Raw genomic sequence first — 24,698 nt, 5'->3', positions numbered from 1 at the left:
CATGAGCAGCACCTCTTTCAATGCTGAAGAACACAAGAACATGCTTCGCTCCTACTTCAACGGCCAGGGCTACCAGCGCTGGGCATCAATCTACGGCAGCGACAAACTCTCAACCGTCCGCAACACCGTCCGCCAGGGGCACGCAGTGATGATGGACAGGGCGTTCGGGTGGATAGAGCAGCTGGGTCTCCCGAAAGGGGCGCACATTCTCGATGCCGGGTGCGGAACAGGACTCTTCAGCATACGGCTGGCACAGGCGGGCTACCGGGTCACATCGGCCGACATCGCCTCCCAGATGGTTGAAAAGACCAAAGCCGATGCCACGGCGGCAGGCGTAGCCGGCAATATGGAGTTCCAGGTGGAGAGCATCGAGTCGGTCAGCGGCAGCTACGACGCCGTCGTCTGCTTCGACGTCCTCATCCACTACCCGAGCGAAGGGTTCATCCAGGCGTTCGCCAACCTATCCAAGCTCACAAAGGGACCGGTCATCTTCACCTACGCACCCTACAACAACATCCTTGCATTCCAGCACTGGCTCGGCGGCTACTTCCCAAAGAAAGAACGCCGCACAACCATCCAGATGATCCGCGACGAACAGATGCAGCAGGCGATGCAGGGGGCCGGCATGGAGATCAAAAGGAAGGAGAAAATCAGCTTCGGATTTTACCATACCATGCTGATGGAAACCGCCCGACGCTGAGGCCCGACGGCTCCAAAAGCCGCACGGACAAAAGCGTGTGGGATTTACAGAATAAATTGTAAATTATCTATTCAGGGATTTTTATTGGCCGAAAGTCATTCGGCGGACTGCAGAGAGCAATACCGATTTCGTAAAACACACATATCTGGAGGGTGGATACCGATGAAAATACTGATGGTTCAGCCAAATTATCACTCCGGCGGAGCTGAAATCGCCGGCAACTGGACTCCCAGCTGGGTGGCTTATATCGGAGGTGCGCTGAAACAGGCTGGATTCGACCAGATCCGTTTCGTCGATGCCATGGCCGATGACCTGCCCGATGAGCAGATTGAAGAAATCATCCGGGCCAACAAGCCGGATGTGGTGATGGCAACCAACATTACCCCGTCCATCTTCAAGGCGCAGGACATCATGAAGATCGCCAAGAAGGTCGACAAGAACATCCGCACCATCATGGGTGGCATCCACTCCACCTTCATGTACCCTCAGGTCCTCTCCGAGGCACCTGAAACCGACTACGTCGTCCGCGGTGAGGGCGAAGAGATCGCCGTCAACCTCATCAAGGCGATTGCCGCCGGCAACGACCGTGAAACCCGCGCAGAGATCACCGGCATCGCATACATCGACGACGATGGCAAGGTGTTCGCCACTCCGGCGCACCCGGTCATCGAAGACCTCGATTCCCTTACTCCCGACTGGAGCCTCTACGACTGGGACAAGTACATCTACACCCCGCTCAACTGCCGTCTTGCAGTACCGAACTTCGCACGCGGATGTCCCTTTACCTGCACGTTCTGCTCACAGTGGCAGTTCTGGCGCAGGTACCGCGCACGCAGCCCGAAGCATTTCGTCGATGAGATCGAAGTGCTGGTCAAGAAATACAATGTCGGGTTCTTCATCCTCGCTGACGAGGAGCCGACCATCAACAAGCAGAAGTTCGTTTCTCTCTGCCAGGAACTCATTGACCGCAAGCTCAACGTAACCTGGGGCATCAACACCCGCGTGACCGACATCATGCGTGACGCTGATCTTCTCCCGTTCTTCCGGAAGGCCGGTCTCGTGCACGTGTCTCTCGGCACCGAGGCAGCAAGCCAGATGAACCTGAACCGGTTCCGCAAGGAAACCACCATCGAAGAGAACAAGCTGGCCATCAAGCTGCTCCAGAAGAACGGCATCGTGGCAGAAGCGCAGTTCGTCATGGGCCTTGAGCATGAAACTCCGGAAACCATCGAGGAAACCTACCAGCTCTGCAAGGACTGGGATCCCGACATGGCCAACTGGACCATCTACACCCCATGGCCGTTCTCCGATCTCTTCAAAGAGCTCGGCGACAGGGTCGAGGTGCGCGACTACTCGAAGTACAACTTCGTATCGCCCATCATCAAGCCCGACAACATGGAGCGTGAGGATGTGCTCAAAGGCGTGCTGAAATCCTACGCACGCTTCTACGCACGCAAGACCTTCTTCGGCTACCCCTGGATCAAGGATCCGTATGTGCGCAAGTACATGCTCGGCTGCCTGAAGGCCTTCGCCCAGACAACCATCACCAAGCGCTTCTACGACATCGACCGCGTCAAGACCAAGAACCGCAAGCTCGAGATCGATCTCGGCTTCGACAAGTCAAGGATCCTGACCGAGGCCGAGGTGAAGAACCTTAAGGAACTCCGCCCCGAAATGGTCGCCGACATGAGCTTCGGCCTCAAGGAAGCCGGATACCAGCGTGAGCACGACGAGCACGACTGGGACGAGTTCGACGAGACGACCATCAAGGACCGTCAGGACACCACCATCCGCAACTGCTAGAGAAGAGCGCGACGTACCTAGTACAAGCAGAAAGCCCTCCATACGGAGGGCTTTCTGCATTTCAGGACAAAAGGGTGCTCACTTTACAGGAATCTCAACACCCCGTTGCGGTTCCGGCTCTTTCTTCGGCACCTTGATCTTCAGCACACCGTTGTCATAGTGCGCTTCAATGGCTTTTTCGTCCACATTGTCGCCAAGAGTGAAGCTCCTCGACAGGCTTCCCCAGGAACGCTCGATGCGATGGAATCCCTTTTTCTTCTCCTCCTCCTTCTGCTCGCGCTCGGCATTGATGCAGAGAACGTCATCTTCCATCGACACATGCACATCCTCTTTCTTCATACCCGGCATGTCGGCCTCTATGAAGATGGCGTTGTCGTCTTCGCTGATGTCGACCTTGAAGGCCGGGGTGACGATGGAGGAAAAAAACGGCGATACCTTCTCGCTGAACACGTCTTCGAACATCTTCAACGGATCCCTTCCATACAGTTTCATGGCCATGACACTGTCTCCTTTGTGATTTAAGAAAGTTGATTTACAACTGCACAAGGGGGATCTATCACAACCATTCGGAAGCAAAAAAAATTCAGCCCAACATCCCGCTCACTTCCTTTTTTTCTGCTTCGCCTGCTTCACACTTCCCTTCAGCATCGTACCGATGCCGAGTCGGTCGGCGATGTTGGCTTCAGGGTCCAGCACCGGCCGCAGGAGGGGCGAAGCGGAGGTCAGGAGGGTGGTGACGCCGGGGCCGTGACCCGCTTCCCGGCAGTCGCTGTGCACCACGATGCCGATGCTGACCGCGCCCCGCCGGTAGGCGCGCCCGTAGCGGTTGTCGTGGTCCATGAGGGCGACGAAATCGCCAAGACGGATACGGTCGAGCCCATACTCGGCAACGGTTTCGGGGTCGCTTGTCATGATATCGTAATCACCTTTGGCGACATGCGCGGAGCCGATGCCCGATCCCATGCAGACCGCCGGCACGATGGTCGTTACCGGCACCTCCAGGATACCCTCCCCGGCCTCGCGGATCTCCATCTTCTGGAGCAGACCGGGGTCGAGGTTGAAGAGCGCTATCTCCGGATAGTCGGTAAGCTTGAGTCCCTGGCCGCGCCCCCTGATGATGATGGTGTCAGTGTAGAGCAGCTGCTCCTTCACATCCCGTGGAAAATCGACGATGACATGCTCGGAACCACCGTGGTGGCCGAGCACGCGTCCCTCCGATCCCTTCGCATCTCCAGTCATGACCGTAGCCGTATTACCGGCGCAGGAGTAAATCTGCAGCCCAACGTTGGGATGCTCGAAGGGCTTTGAGGTATCGGCCGTGCAGCTTACACCCGGCTCAATGTGGTCGCCCTGCCATCCGAAGGCGGGGTCCCCGGCCTGGATGTTCAGGGTGATGCCGCCGATAGAAGGAAGGATGAAAGGGATCCCTTCATGGTCTACCTCCCAGTTCCCCCGGGTGCGAGGCTGTCCGGGATTGCACTGGAGGAGGAATTCGACCAGGCGGTCTGCATTGGTGTTCAGCATGGGATGTTCTGTTAGGGTTGACTCTCATTGACTCTACGTAAGCACTTCAGTATCAAAGCCCGGTCGCATAAAGTCGCGGGCGTCGGGAAATATAACCGCAAGGGAACGGCGGATGCGGTCCAGATGCAGGAGGATTTCAATGGTGCCGTCCTCCGCCCCCGGATGGGCACCGTACAGGATGCTCCACGCGGCAAGTGAACGGTCGATCGCAAGCAGAGTAATCTTGGCCGACCCTTCCGAGTCCCGCTTTGCGGCAGGATCGTCGGGCGAGAGAGCGTGCATCCGGCCGTCAATGGCGCGGACGATCTTGGGGTAAATCAGGTACTGGTAGTGCCTGATGACCTGTACGGCATCTTCCGCAGGGGAAATATGCCGCTCTTCAGCATCCGCATCACGGAACCAGTCATCGACCATGCCGAGGTAGGTGAGCGATGCATGCGCCAGGGGGTGTGCCCTCGCGCTCCGGCGGCTCGGGGCAGGGACAGGTTCCTCCTCCGTGAAAGGGGTTCCTCCCGGAGCACCCTTAGCCGTACTGGCGGTAGCATCATGGATCAGGCGGGTTGCCTGCTCCAGGCCTCTGGCAAGTTCGTGCCAGAACGGCAGACCGAAGACGTCCAGCCGCTCAAGCGAAAGATGTGTTTTCCTCTTTTCAGACTCGAGGCGGAACTGGAGGCATCGGTCGGTAAATGGACAGCGCCGGCACCAGCGGTCACAGTAGTGATATATCCCCGGAATGAGCTCCGGGCCATCGGCGGTTGAGGACATCCTTATCGCTCCCGATAGGGTTTGCCGGATTAATCCGGGTCAAGGGGTTCCAAGAGTGGAAAGAAAATACTAAATTGTCAGGTCCCCAGAAATTTTCGGCGTCTGGTGCGTCGAGTGACCCAATGAGAGCCCATGCACCTCCTCAACGAGTTAGTACGAAACGTTTCAGCCAAGCTGGCGCACCTCAAGCAAAATACAACCCCTGCATTCTGGCTGCCGTTCCTTGCCGGAACACTCGTCATAGTCTTTTTCGTCCTCACCCTCCTTCCCGGCTTCGGCAGCTACGTCGATGAACTCGGTGTCACCGGCGAAAGCCAAACGGTGCAGATCGACGAGACATCCCGGGAACCAGAGACCTGTGTCTCGATAAACACCATCAGATCCGGTCAGTCCATCTACACCATCCTGCAGTCCGAGGGGGTCACCCCGGCGGAAATCCACACCATCAGCCAGGGACTCAAAGGCATATTCAGACCCCGCTCCCTGCGGCCCGGCAAAACGTATGAAACCGAAAAGGACAGTGCCGGCCGGCTGCTCCGGTTCTCGTACTTCCAGGACCGTGCAACCGTCATCCATGTCAGCCGCGCAGCCCAAACCGACCCGTTTCATATTGAGAAGGAGTTGAAGGAGTACAGCACCCGGACTGTGGCACTCGAAGGCGTCGTTGAGAAAAGCCTCTCCGCATCGCTCACCGGCCTGGGCCGTTCGGGCCTTCTGCCCGGCATGAAGAAACTGCTCTCATCCCGGGTGGACTTACGCCGTGACATCCCTCCCGGCAGCACCTACAGGGTCCTCTTCGAAGAGAAATGGCTTGAGGACGACTTCATAAGCAGCGGCAGGATTCTGGCCGTAGAAATCAACCTCAAGGGCACCACGTACAGCGCCTACAGCTACACCAACAATAAAGGCGAAAACGGGTACTACGATGAGCGGGGCCACTCGGTCGAACGCATTGCACGCTTTGCAGCGCCATGCGGCTACAGCCGCGTTTCGAGCCGCTTCGGATACAGGACCCACCCGATCTTCCGCACCCGCCACTTTCACGGCGGCGTCGACCTCGTGGCTCAAACCGGCACTCCGGTGCGCGCTACTGCGGCCGGCAGGGTGATATTCAAGGGGCCAAAGGGCGGAGCCGGCAACATGGTCACCATTGCGCATTCCGGAGGAGACCACTCGCAGTACCTCCACCTGAGCCGCTATGCCGTCGGCACCCGCTACGGCAAGAGGGTCAAACAGGGTGACATAATCGGCTACGTCGGCTCTACCGGCAACTCTACCGGAGCGCATCTCGACTTCCGCATCATCCACAGGGGCAAGCCAATCAATCCGCTTACAGCACTCAGGAGCACCTCTTCCAGAACTATCGCAAAGGTCGACATGATGAACTTCCTGGCGGAAGTAAACATGCTGAGAGCCAAGCTTGACGACCGCACCATCTTCATCGCCGGTTCCGCGAAGAGCTCCGGCGAACCGGTCATGTAAGCGCAGTTACTCTTTGTCGACCTTCCCGCGCAGTGCCTTCTTTTCCGAATGGCGTCCCTTCTCCTCAAGCCGCCGCACGGTTGAACTTTTCGTCCGCCGCGTCACCTTTCTTCTTGCCGGTTCTTCCGATGCACCATCAACCACCGCCTGCAGACGCAGGAGCGCATCCTCACGGTTCTTCTCCTGTGAACGGAACCGCTGGGCCTTGATAACAAGAACCCCGTCCCGCGATATTCTCCGGTCCCTCCTCAGGAGCAGCCGCTCTTTCACCGCTTCAGGCAGTGATGAGGCTGCAATGTCGAACGAAAGATGGACCGCCGTCTCGACCTTGTTGACGTTCTGGCCTCCGGCGCCACCGGAGCGCATAAAGCGAAGCTCGACCTCGTCGGGTGAGACCCTTACGCCGCTCATGGCGCCCCCCCGTCATCGCTCGGCAACGCAGCAAGCGCCTGAGGCCAGGACGTAAAGAGCACGCTCCTGATCCCGGCCTCCCCGGCTGCCCGGCAGTTATCCTCCCGGTCATCGATAAGGATGCAGCGCCCTGCGTCCACCCCGGAATCCCCAAGCACATGGATGAAAGCCGAAGGGGAAGATTTCAGAAACCCGTGCCGAAAGGAAAGGTAGTAGCGTTCACGGCCGTGCAGCAGTGGAAATGCATGGTGGAGAGAGGCAAAATGCAGCGGATCGGTATCGCTCATGATCCAGATACGCCCCTGGGTCTCAAGGGCCGCAACACCGTCATCAGCGCCGGGAAAGGGTGAGAATATCCCCTGCCATCGCTCAATAAGCTCCGCTTCGGGCATCGGGCGCACGAGGGGGTCTGCTGCGAGTTCCGCAAGGAATGCCCCGGAGCCGATGAGACCCTTGTCGTAACGGTTTTTGATCGGGCCCGAACAAAACTTCCGGAAAATCTCTGCGGGTACCGTCGGGCCGGTTACGGCTACTCCATGGCAGAACGACATGAAGTCGACCGTGACCAGCACATTGCCGATATCGAGAAGAATGATGTCCATCTCTGTCGCCCGAAAGAGTGGCATTACTGCCGGTTGTCCACCGCTGAAACGGCAGTGCCGAACGCCCATCCGCTGCTGCCGGGAGCGCATACCGACACCGGGGCGGCGGCTTGCGCCACGTCCGGTCCGGGATCTATTTTTTCTCTGAGGGTTGCTGCTGCCGCAATGGCAGTATCAAAGAGGGGTGACGTTGGCCGCCTGGAGCCCTTTTTCGCCCTGGGTGACCTCCATCGAGACCTTCTGTCCTTCGACAAGCGTCTTACGGCCGGAGCCGTTGATGGCGCTGTAATGCACGAACACGTCCTTGCCCTCGCCCTGCTGGATAAAGCCGTACCCTTTTTCCTCGTTAAACCACTTTACCGTGCCTTCAACCTGATTGTCCATATGTCCTCTTGCTGTTTTTTGCCGGGAAATCCGGCGTTTTCCACGGGCGCGTTCATGCAGCGCCCATAATGTTAATGTACGCACTCCGCCTTGATTCAAAAAGAACCTTTTGCAGTTTGCGTCCCAGATTGGCGTATTTACGCACTAAAAAGGGGGGTTCCGGACAGGAAAATACACGAAATACTGGCGCTCAAAGCGTATCAGTGAGTGCCCACAGCTTGATTTTCCGATCATCGCTTCCCGTGGCTATGGTCTTGCCGTCGGGAGAAATATCGACCGACTGAACCTCCAGCACATGTCCGCGATAGGTATGCAGGTGCCTGCCGTCGGCGGTATTCCATAGCCTCAGGGACTCATCGTTCGACACGCTGGCCAGATAGTGGCCGTCAGGGCTGTAGGCAAGGCCCCGGACTGCGTCATGATGGCCTTCAAGCACGCGGATCAGCGAACCGTCCGATGCATCAAGGATCCGGATTTTGGAATTGCGGCCGGCAAGCGCAATCGTGCGGTCGTCGGGACTGAAGAGAACGGTGTGGGAAAGGGTATCGCCGGTCTCATAGTTGGCAATGTTCTTTCCGGAGGCTGCGTCCCAGAGCTTGATGACCGGCTCTTCGCCACAGCTCACCAATTTCTGGCCGTCATGGCTGTAAGCGAGGCATTCGATGTAGGACTTGTGCCCGTTGAGCACGCTCCTGCATGCACCGCTCTCAACGTCCCAGAGGCGGATGGTGGTGTCGCGCGAGCAGCTGGCGAGCGTTTTGCCGTCGGGGCTGAATGCGACCATGCGCACCGCCGTGTCGTGGCCTTTGCAGACATGCAGGCACTGGCCGTTTGAAGCGTCCCAGATCCTGACGGTGCTGTCGGTGCTGCCGCTCGCAAGATGACGGCCATCGCGGCTGTAATCGATGCACTCAACCCAGGTCTCATGGCCTTTCATGGTAAAGATCGGCTTGGCGGTCTCCACGTCCCAAAGCATCACCAGCTCGTCGAAGCCGCCGCTGAGGAGCGTTTTGCCATCGGCGCTGAACTTCACGCCGAGCACCCTGTCGAGGTGTCCCTCAAGGGTCTTCTGGAGATTGGCGTCTTCCCGGACCTTCGGGAGCTCAAGCACTTCTTCCTTCTTTCCGAATATTTTTGATAGAAATCCCATGAGGCAGATCCTTGTTGAATTGATTGTCGAAAAGCCGTTGTTGACCAATTTAAAAAAATTTATCGCCTTACGCCAGTCCCACCGCTTATGAAAATCGGTACCGCCTTCCCTTCCAGAGCGCACCGCCCCCCCACCGGGCCTCGCGCAAAGAGTTCAGGGCTATGGCCAGAAGCAGTCCACGGGCAAGGGGGTCGAGAAGCGTGAGCGCCGTCGGCTGGTCGAAGCGGCGAGCGACGAGCACCCTTCCGCTGAGAGCTACAGCCAGCTGCAGGAGGGGCAGCAGCACCAAAGCTGGACCCGACGCGCCGACGAAGAGGGCGTAGAGGAGAAACCCCCATGGAGCCAGATGGAACGCGGCGGTAAACAGCACGAAGGCCGCAAGGCCCGGGATGCTGCTGCCGAGCCCGGCAAACACGTTTTTGGAGAACCCCTCCCAGACCTCCCTGAAGTTCCTGTACATCCTGCAGCTCAGGGCATCAGTACCGTTGAACGAAAGCACGCGGCCTCCAGCCTTTTTCACCGCCATGCAGAGCCATACGTCCTCGACCAGCGCATCACGGACAGCCTCGTGGCCGTTGACCTTCCAGTAGAACTCCCGTCGAAAGAGAATGAACTGGCCATTGGCAAAACAGAACGCCGGGTTCCGCAAGGTCCGCACCAGACGCAGCGGCAGGTAGCTCATCAGAATGACATAGACGAGAGGAACGACAAGGTGTTCAAAGAACGAACCGAGTTCCTGGCGCGGTGTAATGGAGAGCATGTCCCCGCGGCCTTCCTGCAGAGCCGTGACGGCACGCCGGAGCGCCTGAGGGCGGTGGAAGGTATCGGCATCGGTGAAAAGGAGCATCTCACCTGAGGCTTTCTCCGCCAGCTGCCGGCAGGCCCAGCTCTTGCCGTGCCAGCCTTCGGGAAGCACCGCACCCCTCAGCACCCGAAGCCGGCCGCACGATTCCGCCTCGAGCGCCTGAAGGATGGAGAGGGTGGCATCGGTGGAGGCGTCGTCAAGGACAATGACCTCAAAATCCGGATAATCCTGCATGAGTAGCGATTGGACACAGCGCGCTATCGAGCGCTCTTCATTGCGTGCGGGCACCAGCACCGACACCTTCCCCCCTCCCGGACCACCAGGGGGAAGCGGGCGGAGCTCCAGGAGGTTCGCCAGCTGGATGGCGAGAAAGATGATGAGAGCGAGAAGAACCAGTATCTGATAGAAGAGAAGCATGCGGAATCAGAAAAAAGGCCGCCCCGAAGGGCGGCCGGCAGTTGCATCGGGAATGCCAGGTACTCCCCCCCACGGGGGAGGGCTCCATCCGGACAGGGTCAGTCGATCAGTTTATTGATATCGTACTCGAAGATGCCCTCGGCACCGGCCCGCTTCAGCTCGGGAATGAGCTTGCGGACGATCTTCTCCGTGACGATCACCTCAAGGGCGACCCACTGGTCGTTGGCAAGGTGCGAGACGGTCGGCTGACGGAGGGCGGGGATGATCGAAGTGATCTTCTCAAGTGCACTTTTCGGTGCGTTCATCTTCAAGCCCACCTTGCCCTGCGCATTGATGGCACCCTGGAGCAGGAGCGCCATGCTCTCGATCTTCTCCCGCTTCCAGGGATCTTCCCAGGACTGGCGGTTGGCGATGAGCTTGGTGTTCGACTCAAGGATGGTTTCAACGATCCGCAGTTTGTTTGCCCTCAGCGATGACCCCGTTTCGGTGACTTCGACAATTGCATCGGCAAGATCCGGCGGCTTTACTTCCGTAGCGCCCCAGCTGAATTCGACCGAAGCGTTCACGCCGTTGGCGGCCAGGTATTTTTTCGTGATGTTCACCACCTCGGTGGCAATGTGCTTGCCCTCGAGATCCTTCACGGTCTTCACCGGCGAGCTCTCCGGAACGGCCAGCACCCAGCGGACGGGGCGCATGGAAGCCTTCGAATAGACCAGATCGGCAACCTCTACCACATCGGCATCGGTCTCGATGATCCAGTCCTTCCCGGTAAGCCCGACATCGAAGGCGCCCAGCTGCACATAGTGGGCCATTTCCTGGGCACGGATGAGGATGGCCTCCAGTTCGTCGTCATCGATCGAGGGGAAATAGGAGCGGCTCTGGACGGAAAAATGGAATCCGGCGTGCGCGAAGAGATCGAGGGTCGAGTCCTGCAGGCTGCCCTTCGGCAGACCGAGTTTCAACACCTTGTTCGAATTGGTCATGATCTGGGTTTTAGAATTTAGAGTTCCTTAAGCTGCATGAGGCGGTCCATATAGACCGCATAGGGAAAACGGCCGTCGATCCACGATCCGAGGTTGACATAGCGGGCACCGCCCTCGAGCTCGTATACGCCCCCCGCATGGTTGTGGCCGCAGAGGAAATAATCCATACTCCGTTCTTTGACGAGCGCGTGGGCATAGTCCAGAAGCCGGTCCGTCTCCATGGCCCTGTCTCCAGGCTTGTGTTTCCTCGAGAGCCGTGAAAGCCGCTTCATGAGCCCGGTCGCTAGATCCGGATGGAATCCGGTCAGGAGGCCGAGATTGAAGGGGTTTCGGATAAACTTCGCAAAGAGCCGGTAGCCGAGGTCCCCCTCTCCTAGACCGTCCCCGTGAGCGACGGTGAAGTGCCGTCCATCGGCATCGAACTGGTAGGTGCCGTAGCGTGTCTTCACCCCGAGCTCACGGTCAAAAAACGTACCGAGGTGGAAATCATGGTTCCCCGCAAGATAGGTGACTTCGACGCCCGCCTGAACAAGCCCTGACAATAAACAAAAAAAACCGGTAAATCCCTTTGGCACGACATGCCGGTACTCCATCCAGTAGTCGAAAACGTCGCCGAGCATGTAGAGCGCCCCCCCCGTCCTGCGGATTTCAGCAAAAAGTCTGGAGAGCGCTTCGAGCTTGCGGCGTTCTTCCGGCTCCTCCTGCAGTCCGAGATGGATGTCGCTGATGAAATACAGCACCCGCATTGACTCATTCTCCATTGCCGGCCCTACAGGAAGCTCGCAGCGGCGATGACGGCAACGGGAATTGCGATGTTGTCGACTTCCCTCGGGCATACCCCCTCGACCACCGTGGCAATAAAGGAGATGAGCACGATCTTTGCAGGATCATAGGCCTCGGGTACGATGAGGTTGACGAAGAAGAGACCGGCTGCCACGCTGCCAGCAAAAAAGGCAAGGCTTCCCTCGACACTCTTGGGGCTCAGTACATGATATTTGAGTCTACCGAATCGCGTGCCGATGATGGGTGCAAGGCCGTCGCCCCATCCAAGCACCGCCATGGCGAGCACACCTTCGAACTGTTTGTAGTAAAGGGTGCCGCAGAGTGTGGCGACGACCACGAAATAGAGGGTGCCGCGGAGCAGTTCCCGGCGGTCGCCCGTGCGGGTCATGGTTTTCACTGCCTGGTCGTCCTCGGCCGCAAACAGCCCTTTCTGCACGAGCAGGATGGCCCAGACGACAAAGATGGACACATTGAGGTACTGTGTCCAGTCACCGTCCTGGAAAAGCGGCAGGAAAATGATGACGGAGCCTGCAGAGATGTGGGTGATCTTTCGGCTGATGTCGCGGGGCAGGCCGTGACGGGAGACGAAAAAGTCCATGAGCGGCGGAACACTGAAGACATAAACAAAAGTCAACAGTGCGACGAGCGCATTATGCTGAAGTGTATCCATGGCTGTGAGGGGTTAGGTTTCAGCGGACCGGACGGCCCGCATAAAAAGACCTAGGACGGCATGTACCTGATGCCGATCATGGCGGCAAGCACAAGGTTGTTGACGAGAAAAAGGACGTTGTTGGCCACCTGAAAACGCAGAAAGGTGTTGTGCTCCTGCACATCGCTCTTGCCGATCGCATTGCCGAATCCGTCCTCCACCGTCCCCTTGAGGAACGACACGCCGCCCTTCGGATCGGCGAGCAGCTGGATCTGGATCACGATATTGAGCACGAGGCCCAGAACCACAAGGGCCATCGGCACCATGAAGCCCCAGCTCCAGGCAAGCCAGACCAGCACGGCAAATACCATGTCGATGATGGCGAATGCGACAATGAAGGTGTTCTTCGCACCGATCATGACGGTCAAGGATTTCATGCCGCCTTCCCGATCACCCTCGACAGACTTGAAGTCGTTCATGATGATGAGCGCTATGGCCATGAAGAAGTTCAGGGCTGCAAGCCACACTACCTCCGGACGGATATCGCTGAAAAGCGCATTGCCGGAAAGGAACGTGACGAACCCATAGGAGAAGCCGACGCCGGGGGCGGAGGCAAAAATGTTCTTTTTCAGCTTGAATGGCGGAGCAGAGTAGATGTAGGCAACGAAGAGCGCAGAAAAAATCATGGTTGTGATGACCATGCCGCGCATTCCGCCGGTGTCAATGCCGAGCCAGATGCCGAGCCCCATAGCGAGCAGGACGACGATGATGCAGTTGAGAAGCGCCTCTTGTTTTGTCAGGCGGCCTGAAGGAATGGGACGGGTGGGTTCGTTGACCCTGTCGAGCTCCAGATCGAAATAATCGTTCACCGACTGGCTGAACCCGGTGCCAAGCGGCCCGTACATGAGAAACACGGCGAACAGCACCAGATAATCATGCGGCGTCGCCTGCATGGCTCCGGAAGCCATAGCACCGCAGGCGAGTCCGGGAAAAACGCTGATCCAGGTGACGGGGTCGAGCAGTTCAAGGTGCGCCTTGATTTTGTTGATGAAACCGGTACCTGGGGTAGATGGCATGCGTTACTTCACTCCTGGGCCTGTTGAACTGGCGGTTTAGTTGGGAGGCAATCAAAATTCAATTTACGAATCCGGCTCAAGATAAAAAAGCCCGAATAAGGCCTTCCCGACTTCCGCTGAGGGTTGCTGAGGTGGACGAGGTAAGGCGCACACGAACGAGATCGCCAGGCATGCACTCCCCACGGTCGAAGACCACCGCCCGGTTGCCATCGGTACGGCCGAGCAGACGGCCGGGCGAGCGGCGGCTTTCCGATTCGGCAAGGACTTCGGCAACCGTGCCTACCTGACGTCGGTTGTTCTCCGCGGAAATCTCCTGCTGCAGGTCGATGATTTCCTGAAGCCGCCGTTTCTTGTCCGTTTCCGCCACGTCGTCCGGGAGTGTACGGGCGGCCAGAGTTCCCTCTCTGGTTGAATAATGAAACATGAATGCGGCATCGAAGCGCACCGTGCGGAGGAGATCGAGAGTGGCCCGATGGTCCTCCTCCCTCTCCCCACAGAACCCTGCGATGATGTCCGTTGAAAGGGTCACGCCCGGCAGGGCATCGCGGATGATGCGGATCTTCTCCAGATACTCGCTGATGCCGTGACCCCGGTTCATCCGCCGGAGCACGCTGTCGGAGCCAGACTGGACCGGGAGGTGCACGTGCCGGCATATGTTCGGCCGGCGGGCGATGGTGTCGATAAGCCCTACGGAGATGTCTTTGGGATGCGAGGTAGTAAAACGGATCCGTACGTCGGGAGCCGCAAGAGCAACGGCATCGAGCAGAGCGGAGAAAGTGGCTCCTGATGCAGGGTCACTGTAGGAGTTGACGTTCTGGCCGAGCAGGGTGATTTCCCGATAACCCGCCTCAGCAAGCTCACGGGCCTCGCCTGTGACCATGGCAAGCGGCTGGCTGCGCTCACGGCCGCGCGTGAAGGGAACCACGCAGAACGCGCACATGTTGTTGCAGCCGCGCATGACGGGGATGAATGCGCTGATCCGGCCCTCGCGGACCTGCCGGATCCCCACGTAGGTCTCGGAGGGATCAAAGTCGAGCATGGCGGACCGGACGGCCGAAGCTGCATCGTCGATCAGGGATGGAAGCCGGCGGTATGAGTCGGGGCCGGCAATGAAGTCAATGGCGGGAAAGCGGGAGAACATCTCCTCCCGCTGATGCTGGGGAACGCAGCCAAGAACCCCGACCTGAAGGGTCTTTCTGCGCTTTTTGGCTCCTTTCAGGTGTTCGAGCAGGTGAGCGATCTTTTCGACTGCATTCTCACGGACGGCACAGGTGTTCAGGAGGACGACGTCGGCATCCTGTTCTGTGTCGGCCCGGCGGAACCCCGCATCAAGAAGGACCCTGGCAATGATGCCGGAGTCCGCCTCGTTCATCTGGCATCCGAACGTCTGTATGTAAAACCTGCGCCCTTCCGGCATCGACACTTCCCCTATGCCCCGAAATGAAGGTGCTTGAACTTTTCAAGCAGGCTTTCCGCCTCATCTTTGCACTGGCCGCAGACGGTTCCGAGTTTCGTGCGTTCCTGCAGCTCGAAATAGGTGCGCGCACCCTCAAGTACAGCCTCTTCGATATCGTGGTCGGTGATGTTCATGCACTGGCATACGATCTTTGCCTTCTCCTCCAGCACCCTGTCTTCCATGCCGTTGCGGACATAGTAGTTGTTGATTGCGGCACGCAGGGCCTTGTCGCCGAGCACCGAGCAGTGGATCTTGTTTTCCGGCAGGCCGCCGAGTTCCTTGGCCACATCCTTCGGAGAAACATTGAATGCCTCGGTGAGGGTCATGCCCTTGACCATTTCGGAGAGGATGGAGGTGCTGGCTATGGCGCTGGCGCAACCGTATGTTTTCCACTGGCAGTCGGTGATGATCTCTTTTTCCCGATCGACCTTGATCACGACCATCATCTGGTCGCCGCACTGCAGGTTGCCCTCCATGCCGACGCCGTCGAACTGGTCGGTTTCCTCACCCTGCAGGATGTTCTTCGGGTTCATGAAATGCTCTTTCAGTTTCTCGCTGTATGCCCACTCACCTGCTTGCAGCATGTGTTCCTCCTTTTATGTATGCCGTTGACATGTTTCTTATTCTCTCAATGACCCCCGGCAGCACGTTCAGCATATGCTGGACGTGCTGCGTCGTGCTCTCCCTGCCGAGACTTATGCGGATCGAACCGTGCGCCCGTTCCGCATCCACACCCGTTGCAAGCAGCACATGGGAAGGATCGAGGGATCCGGAAGCACATGCCGAGCCGGTGGATACGGCAATACCTTCAAGGTCGAGGTAGAGCAGGATGGACTCCCCTTCCGCCCCGGGGAAGGATACGTTGAGGGTACCGGCGAGCGACTCCGTCGGATGGCCGTTGAAATGGATGTCGTCGATCTTGTCCTCGATGCCCTTCCGCAGCAACTCCTTCAGCCCGAGAAGCCGGTCGTGCTCATCGTGCATTTCAAGCGCGCGCATCTCGACGGCCTTGCCGAGCCCGAGGATGCCGAGTGTGTTTTCCGTGCCCGCGCGCCGTCCGCGCTCCTGATGACCGCCCCTGATGAGGGGACAGTAAGGGGTGCCCTGCTTCACGTAGAGGGCGCCCACACCTTTCGGTCCGTAGATCTTGTGCGCCGACATGGTCAGGAAATCCACACCGAGGGCGCGAACGTCCACAGGAACCTTGCCGACCGCCTGGACCGCATCGGTATGCATGAACGCTCCGCACTCGTGCACCATGTTTGTAATGGCCGCAATGTCCTGCATGGTGCCGATTTCGTTGTTGGCCATCATCACCGACACCAGTCCGATGTCATCGTTGAGCATATCTTTCAGCTGGTCGAGGTCGACCCGGCCGTACCGGTCGACGTCGAGGAACTTGACATTGACCCCGCGGTGCATAAGGCACTCCGAGGTTTCAAGCACGCAGGGGTGCTCAATCTTGGTGGTGATGATGGTCCCCCGGGCGGTGGTGCCGGGAATACACTGCGCTGAAGCGCAGACAAAGAGTGAGAGCACCGTGTTGTTGGCTTCCGAACCGCTGCCGACAAAGACGATCTCCCGGTCATCGGCATTGATGAAGCTGGCGACCCGCTGCCGTGCATCCTCCACGTTTGCTTTGGCCTCACGGCCGTAAGCGTGCATGCTGGAAGGGTTGCCGTACATTTCCATGGCAGCCGTCATCTCCTTCTTCACCTCAGGGTGCAGGGGAGTCGTGGCGTTGTTGTCAAAATAAACCTTCATGTGAACTGCGTCAATTCTAGTTGGACTGTCAATGTCTGTGGTCAGGGGCCCGCTTTGGCCTTAGGCCCGGACCCCATCGCCCGTCTCGTCGAAAAGCCAGGTTGAAAGATACCGTTCTCCGCTGTCGGGAAGCAGCACGACCAGCGTCTTCCCGTCCATTTCGGGACGTTTTGCAACCCTCAGGGCTGCAACAAGCGCCGCACCCGAAGAGATGCCTGCAAGTATACCTTCCCGCCGTGCGAGCTCGCGGGCCGCTGCCCCTGCCTCCTGGCTGCCGACAGTAATAACCTCGTCGATCACCTCTCGTTGAAGCACCGCAGGAACGAAACCCGCCCCGAGGCCCTGGATCTTGTGCGGACCGGGCTCTCCGCCGGACAGCACCGCAGAGTCGGAAGGTTCGACAGCAATGATCCTGACGGCCGGCTTGTGCTCTTTGAGGAACTGGCCCACACCCGTTATGGTTCCTCCCGTACCGACTCCTGCGACAAAGACGTCCACGGAGCCGTCAGTGTCGCGCCAGATCTCCTCTCCGGTCGTCCTGCGGTGCATTGCAGGGTTGGCCGGATTCTGGAACTGCTGGAGCATCAGGCTCCCGGGAATCTCCCCCGCCAGCCGCTCCGCCTCCATAATAGCCTGCTTCATCCCGCCGGTTCCAGGTGTCAGCACCAGTTCTGCACCAAAGATCTCCATCAGCCGGCGCCGCTCGACGCTCATGGTGTCGGGCATGACGATGATGAGCCGATACCCTTTTGCCGCGCAGGCAAATGCGAGACCGATGCCGGTGTTGCCGCTTGTCGGCTCGACAATGGTGGTCCCGGAGCGAAGCCGGCCCGATTGCTCGGCATCTTCGATCATGGCAAGTGCAATGCGGTCCTTGACGCTGGACATCGGATTGAACGACTCGAGCTTGACGAGGACCGTGGCCCGGCAGCCTTCCGACATTCTGCCGAGCCTGACGAGGGGCGTTTCCCCTACGGTAGCGGTAATGTCATCATATATCTTCATCTGCAGTACATCTATGGCCTTAAGCGGACATGGAGTTCCGCCCCGGAAAAATGGATAATAGGGAATTAACTGATGGAATCACAACGCGTCCTTCACCGCTGAAGGGTAGAAGCGCGCCACACGGGCTTATGAAACCACCCTGCGGGACTTGACAATTGTGAACAGCTCCCACTGAAACAAGACTCATTACAGCCCATAATACAGAAGGATAACAATTAATTCCGATAAATGAGACTTTTTTTATCTCAATTATAAGCACCGGCCTGCACGGCAGCGGCAGGGCATGGGGAACGACTGTCGGCTACTGGGCAGGTGCCGGGGGAATGGCCAGCTCTTCTGAGCGGGATTCGGCGGCGGCGTCGACAGGGACTGGAGGAGGCGGGGTGGGGAGCTTGGCGTGAGCAGGCACTGCGGCATGCGCAACAGGTGCAGGCAAAGAGGCCGCCACTGCCGGCAATGCGGGCTCGACGGATTCGGCGGCAGATGGAACCGATGAGGAGTCGGGAAGCAACTCCGCAGGGGCCGCAGGTACAGTTGAAAGGCGAGCTTCGCGGGAGGGCAGGAACCGGAAAACGATAGCGAACACTGCAGCGAGCAGAAGGGCACCGGCAACGAGGGCCATCGATTTTCTCCTGCTGAAAACGAAATCAAAGACAAGCTGCAGCTTCGAGGTTCCGAAAGCCCGAGCGGCCTCTCGGGCAGCACCTTCCGGAACGGCATGCCGTTTGAGGCCTGTGGAGACCGAAAGCTCTTTTCTGCATGAGTCAAGAAGGTCTTCATCTCCAAGACCCATCTCATGGAGATACTCCTTTATATAAGCCAGAACGTAGGCGCCGGGGAAAAATGTGAAATCGCCCGCCTCAAGTTTCTCGAGATGCGATTTCTGAATCGAGAGTATCCTGCTGGTCTCGTCCAACGAGAGGCCCCGCTGCATACGGGCGGCCTTCAGATCGTTAGCAACACGGGACAGTATGGAACTGCCGGATAAGGGTTCCTGCATAAGGGGATCCTCCATAACCGCTGCTCAGGGGTTGCCGTTGATATGAGGGTAAAGCAAAGGCACTACACAGAATTTACAAAAACACAAAGAAAACTTATCAATAAAAAACACAGGGACAGGAATGCATCAGAAAAACATCAAAACCGCAATCGGAATCCTCTGGCGCGACTGATGTTATTGCACGCCGTATGCGGAAACTGCCGCCCATTTCCGGGGGTTGTCCCGACGAAGCGCCTGCAGCGCAGCTGCGCCCGAAACAGTCTCCTGCATGGACGTCCCAATCTCCCTCTTCATCTCCTCAAGAGCCTCTTCCCCATAGGGTTTCCAGATAATGAACACCCTGTCGCGAGGGAAAAACATCTTGTGAGCCGCAGGGCCGTCCTGATCGTCGGCATCATAGAAACAGATCTCGGAAGCAGCAGGAGGAAGTGCTTCGTTTGCGCGAAGAATCACCAGTTCCCTGTAGGAATGCAGGAATGAAACCTGCCGGCCGGAGGAAGGATTGCCAACACCATCGAAGAGGTGCAGCGGCAGCAATGCATCGGAAACCACAATGACCCGCCGATAATTTTTCACGGCTTCTCTGGCCGGCTGCTCCATGCTGCGTGCAAACCACTCCCACTCCCCGCCACGCATGGCCTCGGGTGAAGAAGATGCGCCAAGTTCACGGCGGAGATTCAGGTCAAGTGATGCGGCAGGATGCTCACTGTCGAACGGAAGGCGGGATGAGGCGATCTGCACGTTCCGCCGACCGATGACCAACAGGGCCGCGAGGCTGTCAGAAAGAACCGGTGCCAACACCACCTCGTCATCTTTGAGGGCATGCTGGACGGTGCGCAGCGTCACAGGATTGAACGAAAGTACTTCAGCTGCCACAGGATGAGATATACGCAGGCTGGAAAGCAGTTCAAGCAAACGGCCATATTGCATGTTGAGCGACCGGTCGGCGGCCCTCCGGCGTTCTTCGCCGCCTGCGTTGACGAGCATATCCACTTTGCGCTGACGGAGTCCGCCCATATTCTGGAGAAGCGTGCGGACCTCGGCCATCATGGTGTCGGGCTCAGCCCCTTTAGGGCGGAACAGGTCTGCCCTCCGCAGGAGAGCACGGGAAAGTCTCAGCATGGACGACTGCTGCGAGGCATCAAAGAGTTCAAAAATCCTGGAGTTCGCAAGAAGTTGCCCGTTTAGCTGAAACAGCGCATCTCTTTCAAGCTGGCGCATCCAGGGGCGCGGCCAGGGAGGGGCCGCATCGCGGGCGGCCACAAAGCCCCCCTGCAGCGCTGTCGTCCGCTCTTCCGGGTCGACCCCCTCGCTTCCTGAAAGCATGAACTTTGCCATGGCCTCGGCATAAGGCATGTTCTTCATTTCAAAGTATGATGCCGACTCCCTGAACGGGTCTGATTTGCGAACAATGGCGGCATTCGACTCAAGCCGCAGGACCTCCACAAGAAATGGCCGTCCGGATTCTCCTGCAATCGAGAGCGCCCGGAATAGGAGGAAGCTGGCGTCACGGCGGTGTTTTTGGGTGAGCTGCAGGCTCGAAGCTGCATGGCGGAGCGCCTGCACACGCTCGACCGTACGATCTTTCGTCGACATGACCCGCCCCGAGAGCGCAACAATCTTCCGGGCCATATCCAACAGGTCATTTTCCACAACTCCCGGCCGGCGTGCTCCGCACTGCAGCAGGCCCGACCATGCATGCATTTGTATGATGGGATCACCTTGGCTCGAAACAAGACTGCCGTAGATGCCCTCAGCCCGGTCAATGAACCCTCCGCGAAGCGCATACGATGCCTGCTGCAGCCTCACCTCCGGCAAAAGACTCTTGAGGGTGTCAAGGGCATCGGCCGCCTCTTTGAGCTGGCCGAGCTCACCAAGCCAGCGGGAACGGTCGACGGCCATGGAAGTCCGGAGGGAATCGGTGAGGGAGCCTTTCGGAAGGCCGGCAAGCAGGTCAGTCGTGGCGAACGCAGCGGCATACGAACCGGTCAGGCCCTCAAGCGAGCGCTTTTCATTGAGCGCCCGCACCGCCTCAAAAGAGGGCTCGGAGAGATTCTCTCCCTCCAGTCCCCGCGCGTAGCAACCCAGAGCCTGCTGGTACTCTCCCCTGTGACTATGTTCACGAGCCTGGCGGTAAAGCTCTGACGGCAGGCCGGCATCCTCGATGCCGGAACCGCAGGAGGCGAGAATGAAGAAGAAAATAGGGAGAAACAGCCACCCTTTCCTACGGATGCCCATGGATTGGAGCCTCCAGCTCCCTGTTGAGATGTGTATATGGTTGGTATATATATTTTTCGCATAAATCTTACGCATAAAATAAATCCCCGTCAACTGTTATTTTAGTGATCGTGACACAAAGAACATATGCTCCATTGCAAGCGCCGCGCCCCCGGCACAGATGAACCAGATCCGAACCCATGCCGCCCGAATTACTGGAAGCCCTGATCCTTGCCTGCCTGATTGCCGCGAACGGGTTTTTCTCCATGGCTGAATTCGCCATCATCTCTTCGAACGCCACCCGTCTCCATGAGCTTCGCGAAGCAGGAAATCTCTCCGCCGGAACGGCCCTTCGCCTTCTTGAAAACCCCGGCCGCTTCCTCTCTGCCATCCAGGTCGGCATCACCCTCATCAGCACATTTGCCGGCGCATTCAGCGGACTGGCATTCGCTGGCCCGGTTGCTGCCATGATTGCCGGCGTTCCATCGCTCGCAGCGTATGCCGGAGAACTTGCCGTAGCTACGGTGGTGATAGGAGTCACATTTTTCACCCTCGTCATCGGAGAGCTTGCGCCAAAGAAAATCGCACTGCAGCATCCCGAAAGAATAGCGCTCAAGATCGCCGGAGCCATCGATATGCTCTGCCGCTTCAGCGCACCAGCCATCACCCTCATCAACGGCACGACCAACCTCGTACTGAAAGCCATAGGCATAGAGAGCAGCGAGAAACCCCTGGTCAGTGATGAAGACGTGATGCTCCTCATCCGGCAGGGCGCAAAAAAAGGCATCTTCGAATCCGTCGAGTATGACATGGTTTCCAGGATATTCCGGCTGAGCGACAAACGGGCCAGCGCCATGATGACGCCCCGATCGGAAACCGACTGGCTCGACCTTGAAAAAAGCGACAGCGAACTGACGGCAACCATCATGGCGAGCGGCCGGTCACGCTTCCCTGTGGGCGAAGGCAGCCTCGACCACCTCATGGGAGTTGTACGGTCGGTCGATCTGGTGAGCTTCGAGCTCAGCGGCCGGGGAGGCATGAAGGATGCAATCCGGGCATCCATGAAACCCCCGCTCTTCGTCCCGGAATCGGTCCCGGCCTTCCATGTACTTGAGCTGTTCCGCAAAAACAGGGTGCATATGGCGCTCGTCATCGACGAACACGGATCGGTTGAGGGCACCATCACCCTGACCGATGTGCTTGAAAGCATCGTCGGCGACGTCCCGGCCGACGACTTGGAGCGCGACGAAAAACGGATCCTGCGCCGGAGCAACCGGACATGGATCATCGATGGCCTCCTTCCTGTCGACGAGTTCCTCGCAGCCTTCAGCCTTGAGGCTGATGACTTTTCCGAGGAAAAGGAGGCTCCTTATGAGACCATGGGCGGATTCATGATGACCCGCCTCGGTGAAGTCCCCGCCGTGTCCGACACGCTCCGCTGGCACAACATCCAGTTCCGGGTCATTAAAATGAACGGACAGCGCGTCGGGCGCATTCTTGTAGAATTCGATACTGAAACAGCTGAAAAGATCAACAGAAAACCAGGACAAACAGGAATCCAATGATTGCAACAGGAACGCCCGCTCCAGACTTCACGCTCCCCGACAGCGAGGGCAGGATGGTCTCCCTATCAAGCTTCAGGGGAAAGAAAGTGCTGCTTGTGTTTTACCCCGGCGATGACACCCCGGTCTGCACCGCGCAGCTCTGCGACTACCGCAACAATGTCTCGGAGTTCACCCGGCGCGGCATCGAAGTGCTCGGCCTGAGCGCCGACAGCTCCGAATCCCATAAAAGCTTTGCCGGCCGGCACCAGCTCCCCTTCACCCTCCTCAGCGACAGCGAAAAAGAGGTGGCGACGGCTTACGGCGCCATCGGCTTTCTCGGCATGTCGCAGCGCGCCTATGTGCTCATCGACGAAGAGGGAACGGTACAGCTTGCCTACAGCGACTTCCTGCCCATCACCTACCAGCCGATGAAAGATCTGCTGCTGAAAATCGACGAAGCCTGAGCCTCCGGGGTGGCGGATTCCCTGACTTTTTTGTATCTTCGCAGGCATTTTCTTTTTCGTACATCATAACGCAAACCGACCAACTCCAATGGAAAGAACCCTCACCATCCTCAAGCCCGACTGCGTGAAAAAGCAGCTGATCGGTGCCGTCATCAACCAGATCGAACGCGCAGGATTCCGCGTCGTGGCCATGAAGAAAACCAGGCTCACGAAAGAAACCGCGGGAGAGTTCTATGCCGTGCACCGCGAGCGCCCCTTCTACGGCGAGCTGGTCGACTTCATGTCTTCGGGCCCCTGCGTTCCGATGATCCTTGAAAAAGCCAATGCCGTTGCAGACTTCCGTACCCTGATCGGCGCCACCGACCCGGCCGAGGCCGCCGAAGGCACCGTCCGCAAACTCTACGCAGACAGCAAAGGCGAAAACATCGTCCATGGTTCGGACTCGGCTGAAAACGCCGCCGTCGAAGCAGGATTCTTTTTCGCAGCAGAAGAGGTGGTCCGCTCCAACTGAGCCCCCTGCTTCAAGCCCGTACAGAGAAAAAGGCCGTCTCAGCTGACTGACAACTGAGGCGGCCATTTTCGTTTTTACCGGGGCGCAGTGCAGTATAGCTTACACTGCACTGCGCGTCTTGATGTCGCGGAGCGAATCGCTGAATGCCTCCCCGTACATCTCCCACACCGTCATGAAGAGCGCCGCAATGATGGGCCCGATGATAAAGCCGAACAGGCCGAAAAGTCCTATGCCGCCGAGCGTACCAAAAAATATGAACAGTTCATGCAGGCGGGTATCGCGCCCAACGAGGATAGGGCGGAGGATGTTGTCTATCTGGCCGACGACAATGGCGCAGAACAGAGCCACCCCGATGGCCTGCGGGAACCGCCCCGAGGCAGCAAGCGATATGACAGCCGGCACCCATATAATGGGCGGGCCGAGGACCGGTACGACGGAAAGGACGGTCATGATGGTCCCCCAGAAGAGCGCACTCTCTATGCCGCCTAAATGCAGCGCCATGCCGGCAAGCCCGCCCTGCACAACTCCGACGATCATCGTGCCCTTAATGGTTGCCCGTGTCACCGACAGAAACTTGTCGAGCAGGCGCTGCTGATCGGCGTCGGACATGGGCAGGTAGTAGAGGACCCGTTCCAGTAGAGGTTTACCGTCACGCAGGAAAAAGAACATCGTATAGAGAAAGATCATGAACAGGAAGAGCTCGTTCACGGCGGAATATGTGAACGAAAACAGCTTCTTGAAAAGCAGCGATCCCGTGTTCGAGACGATCTCCCCGACCCGCTGCAGAATATCCTCCCGGTATGCCACGAGTTCCGGGTAGTATGGCAGGGTGCGGAGCTGGTCAGCGAGGAATGCGGGTTCAAGGATCTGCTTCAGCCATGGGACGGCCTGGCTGCTGATGTGTACCGCCTGCAGTGCGACCACCCCGAGCAAGAGGGCAAGCGGGAGAAAACCGATGAGAATGAGCGCGAGCATGGTCAGCCCTGCGCTCAGCCCTTTGCGTCCGCCTGTCCACTGCAGGAAGCGGTTGTGCACAGGCATCGACAGCGCTGAAAAAATGGCCGCGAGGAAAATGGCCATCAGGAAATAGCGGATCATTGCGAAAAAGAGCGCCGAAATAAAGAGGACTATGAGGAGCAGGATGATCCGGTTGGCTTTGATGCTGTTCATTGTCGATCGTTCAGTTGGAGGCGGTCGCCGCCC

General features: G+C 58.2%; 25 protein-coding genes. 6 read left to right on the top strand and 19 right to left on the bottom strand.

Annotated elements, in window-relative coordinates; genetic code table 11:
* The first annotated feature begins 1 nt into the window (after position 1).
* Entirely contained in the window at positions 2-700 is a 699-nt protein-coding gene (bchM, locus tag PLUT_RS01315; RefSeq protein WP_011357015.1) for a magnesium protoporphyrin IX methyltransferase, read from the top strand.
* 162 nt (positions 701-862) lie between these two features.
* On the top strand, positions 863-2,503 hold the full coding sequence (gene bchE / locus PLUT_RS01310; protein ID WP_011357014.1) for a magnesium-protoporphyrin IX monomethyl ester anaerobic oxidative cyclase: 1,641 nt from the start codon (positions 863-865) through the stop codon (positions 2,501-2,503).
* Positions 2,504-2,581: 78 nt separating this feature from the next.
* Here the strand turns inward: bchE and PLUT_RS01305 are convergent, their stop codons facing one another.
* The 3 genes from PLUT_RS01305 to PLUT_RS01295 all read right to left on the bottom strand — a co-directional run bounded on the left by PLUT_RS01305 (position 2,582) and on the right by PLUT_RS01295 (position 4,792).
* Positions 2,582-3,001, bottom strand: coding sequence for an Hsp20/alpha crystallin family protein (locus PLUT_RS01305; protein WP_011357013.1), 420 nt, complete (start codon positions 2,999-3,001; stop codon positions 2,582-2,584).
* 102 nt (positions 3,002-3,103) lie between these two features.
* A complete protein-coding gene (locus PLUT_RS01300; protein WP_011357012.1) occupies positions 3,104-4,027 on the bottom strand; it encodes a DUF4438 domain-containing protein in 924 nt (307 codons plus the stop codon).
* A 33-nt stretch (positions 4,028-4,060) separates the two neighbouring features.
* The gene (locus PLUT_RS01295; RefSeq protein WP_011357011.1) at positions 4,061-4,792 is read right to left on the bottom strand and encodes a hypothetical protein; all 732 of its coding nucleotides are present in this window, start codon (positions 4,790-4,792) and stop codon (positions 4,061-4,063) included.
* Positions 4,793-4,924: 132 nt separating this feature from the next.
* On the opposite strand from PLUT_RS01295, the gene PLUT_RS01290 reads away from it, so the two are divergent.
* Positions 4,925-6,274: a M23 family metallopeptidase gene (locus PLUT_RS01290; RefSeq protein ID WP_011357010.1), complete on the top strand. Its 1,350-nt coding sequence runs from the start codon at positions 4,925-4,927 to the stop codon at positions 6,272-6,274.
* A 6-nt stretch (positions 6,275-6,280) separates the two neighbouring features.
* Here the strand turns inward: PLUT_RS01290 and arfB are convergent, their stop codons facing one another.
* The 15 genes from arfB to PLUT_RS01215 all read right to left on the bottom strand — a co-directional run bounded on the left by arfB (position 6,281) and on the right by PLUT_RS01215 (position 20,997).
* A complete protein-coding gene (gene arfB, locus PLUT_RS01285) occupies positions 6,281-6,685 on the bottom strand; it encodes an alternative ribosome rescue aminoacyl-tRNA hydrolase ArfB (protein WP_011357009.1) in 405 nt (134 codons plus the stop codon).
* Entirely contained in the window at positions 6,682-7,287 is a 606-nt protein-coding gene (locus PLUT_RS01280) for an HAD-IA family hydrolase (RefSeq protein WP_041463718.1), read from the bottom strand. Before PLUT_RS01280 ends, arfB begins: the two co-directional genes overlap by 4 nt.
* 174 nt (positions 7,288-7,461) lie before the next feature.
* Positions 7,462-7,671, bottom strand: a complete 210-nt coding sequence (locus PLUT_RS01275; RefSeq protein ID WP_011357007.1) for a cold-shock protein — start codon at positions 7,669-7,671, stop codon at positions 7,462-7,464.
* Between the two features lie 190 nt (positions 7,672-7,861).
* Positions 7,862-8,821, bottom strand: coding sequence for a WD40 repeat domain-containing protein (locus tag PLUT_RS01270; protein ID WP_041463717.1), 960 nt, complete (start codon positions 8,819-8,821; stop codon positions 7,862-7,864).
* A gap of 85 nt (positions 8,822-8,906) precedes the next feature.
* Entirely contained in the window at positions 8,907-10,043 is a 1,137-nt protein-coding gene (locus PLUT_RS01265) for a glycosyltransferase (RefSeq protein WP_011357005.1), read from the bottom strand.
* Between the two features lie 98 nt (positions 10,044-10,141).
* Positions 10,142-11,026 (bottom strand): ATP phosphoribosyltransferase, encoded by an 885-nt coding sequence (gene hisG, locus PLUT_RS01260; RefSeq protein ID WP_011357004.1) that lies wholly within the window; start codon positions 11,024-11,026, stop codon positions 10,142-10,144.
* A 17-nt stretch (positions 11,027-11,043) separates the two neighbouring features.
* Positions 11,044-11,772, bottom strand: a complete 729-nt coding sequence (locus PLUT_RS01255) for a UDP-2,3-diacylglucosamine diphosphatase (RefSeq protein WP_011357003.1) — start codon at positions 11,770-11,772, stop codon at positions 11,044-11,046.
* 23 nt (positions 11,773-11,795) lie between these two features.
* Positions 11,796-12,479: a diacylglycerol/polyprenol kinase family protein gene (locus PLUT_RS01250; RefSeq protein ID WP_011357002.1), complete on the bottom strand. Its 684-nt coding sequence runs from the start codon at positions 12,477-12,479 to the stop codon at positions 11,796-11,798.
* Positions 12,480-12,529: 50 nt separating this feature from the next.
* Positions 12,530-13,534 carry a (bacterio)chlorophyll synthase gene (gene bchG, locus PLUT_RS01245; protein ID WP_011357001.1) on the bottom strand — a complete coding sequence of 335 codons (1,005 nt, stop codon included), beginning with the start codon at positions 13,532-13,534 and terminating at the stop codon, positions 12,530-12,532.
* A 76-nt stretch (positions 13,535-13,610) separates the two neighbouring features.
* The gene (miaB, locus tag PLUT_RS01240) at positions 13,611-14,951 is read right to left on the bottom strand and encodes a tRNA (N6-isopentenyl adenosine(37)-C2)-methylthiotransferase MiaB (protein WP_011357000.1); all 1,341 of its coding nucleotides are present in this window, start codon (positions 14,949-14,951) and stop codon (positions 13,611-13,613) included.
* Positions 14,952-14,962: 11 nt separating this feature from the next.
* Complete coding sequence (locus PLUT_RS01235; protein ID WP_011356999.1) at positions 14,963-15,574, bottom strand: iron-sulfur cluster assembly scaffold protein; 612 nt, start codon at positions 15,572-15,574, stop codon at positions 14,963-14,965.
* The gene (locus PLUT_RS01230; protein WP_011356998.1) at positions 15,558-16,754 is read right to left on the bottom strand and encodes a cysteine desulfurase family protein; all 1,197 of its coding nucleotides are present in this window, start codon (positions 16,752-16,754) and stop codon (positions 15,558-15,560) included. Before PLUT_RS01230 ends, PLUT_RS01235 begins: the two co-directional genes overlap by 17 nt.
* Positions 16,755-16,814: 60 nt before the next feature.
* Positions 16,815-17,759 carry a cysteine synthase A gene (gene cysK, locus PLUT_RS01225; protein ID WP_011356997.1) on the bottom strand — a complete coding sequence of 315 codons (945 nt, stop codon included), beginning with the start codon at positions 17,757-17,759 and terminating at the stop codon, positions 16,815-16,817.
* A 301-nt stretch (positions 17,760-18,060) separates the two neighbouring features.
* Positions 18,061-18,774: a helix-turn-helix domain-containing protein gene (locus tag PLUT_RS01220; protein WP_041463716.1), complete on the bottom strand. Its 714-nt coding sequence runs from the start codon at positions 18,772-18,774 to the stop codon at positions 18,061-18,063.
* A gap of 159 nt (positions 18,775-18,933) precedes the next feature.
* Positions 18,934-20,997 (bottom strand): hypothetical protein, encoded by a 2,064-nt coding sequence (locus PLUT_RS01215; RefSeq protein WP_041463715.1) that lies wholly within the window; start codon positions 20,995-20,997, stop codon positions 18,934-18,936.
* Between the two features lie 179 nt (positions 20,998-21,176).
* On the opposite strand from PLUT_RS01215, the gene PLUT_RS01210 reads away from it, so the two are divergent.
* From PLUT_RS01210 to PLUT_RS01200, 3 genes are all read left to right on the top strand, one after another.
* Positions 21,177-22,541: a hemolysin family protein gene (locus tag PLUT_RS01210; RefSeq protein WP_011356994.1), complete on the top strand. Its 1,365-nt coding sequence runs from the start codon at positions 21,177-21,179 to the stop codon at positions 22,539-22,541.
* A complete protein-coding gene (locus PLUT_RS01205) occupies positions 22,538-22,984 on the top strand; it encodes a peroxiredoxin (protein WP_011356993.1) in 447 nt (148 codons plus the stop codon). Before PLUT_RS01210 ends, PLUT_RS01205 begins: the two co-directional genes overlap by 4 nt.
* A gap of 88 nt (positions 22,985-23,072) precedes the next feature.
* The gene (locus tag PLUT_RS01200) at positions 23,073-23,495 is read left to right on the top strand and encodes a nucleoside-diphosphate kinase (RefSeq protein WP_011356992.1); all 423 of its coding nucleotides are present in this window, start codon (positions 23,073-23,075) and stop codon (positions 23,493-23,495) included.
* A gap of 99 nt (positions 23,496-23,594) precedes the next feature.
* Here the strand turns inward: PLUT_RS01200 and PLUT_RS01195 are convergent, their stop codons facing one another.
* Entirely contained in the window at positions 23,595-24,665 is a 1,071-nt protein-coding gene (locus PLUT_RS01195; RefSeq protein WP_011356991.1) for an AI-2E family transporter, read from the bottom strand.
* Positions 24,666-24,698 lie beyond the last annotated feature (33 nt).

Source organism: Pelodictyon luteolum DSM 273, from assembly GCF_000012485.1.
Lineage (GTDB): Bacteria > Bacteroidota > Chlorobiia > Chlorobiales > Chlorobiaceae > Chlorobium > Chlorobium luteolum.
Note: the sequence above shows the minus strand (reverse complement) of the source record. Positions and strands in the feature narration are given on the sequence as shown.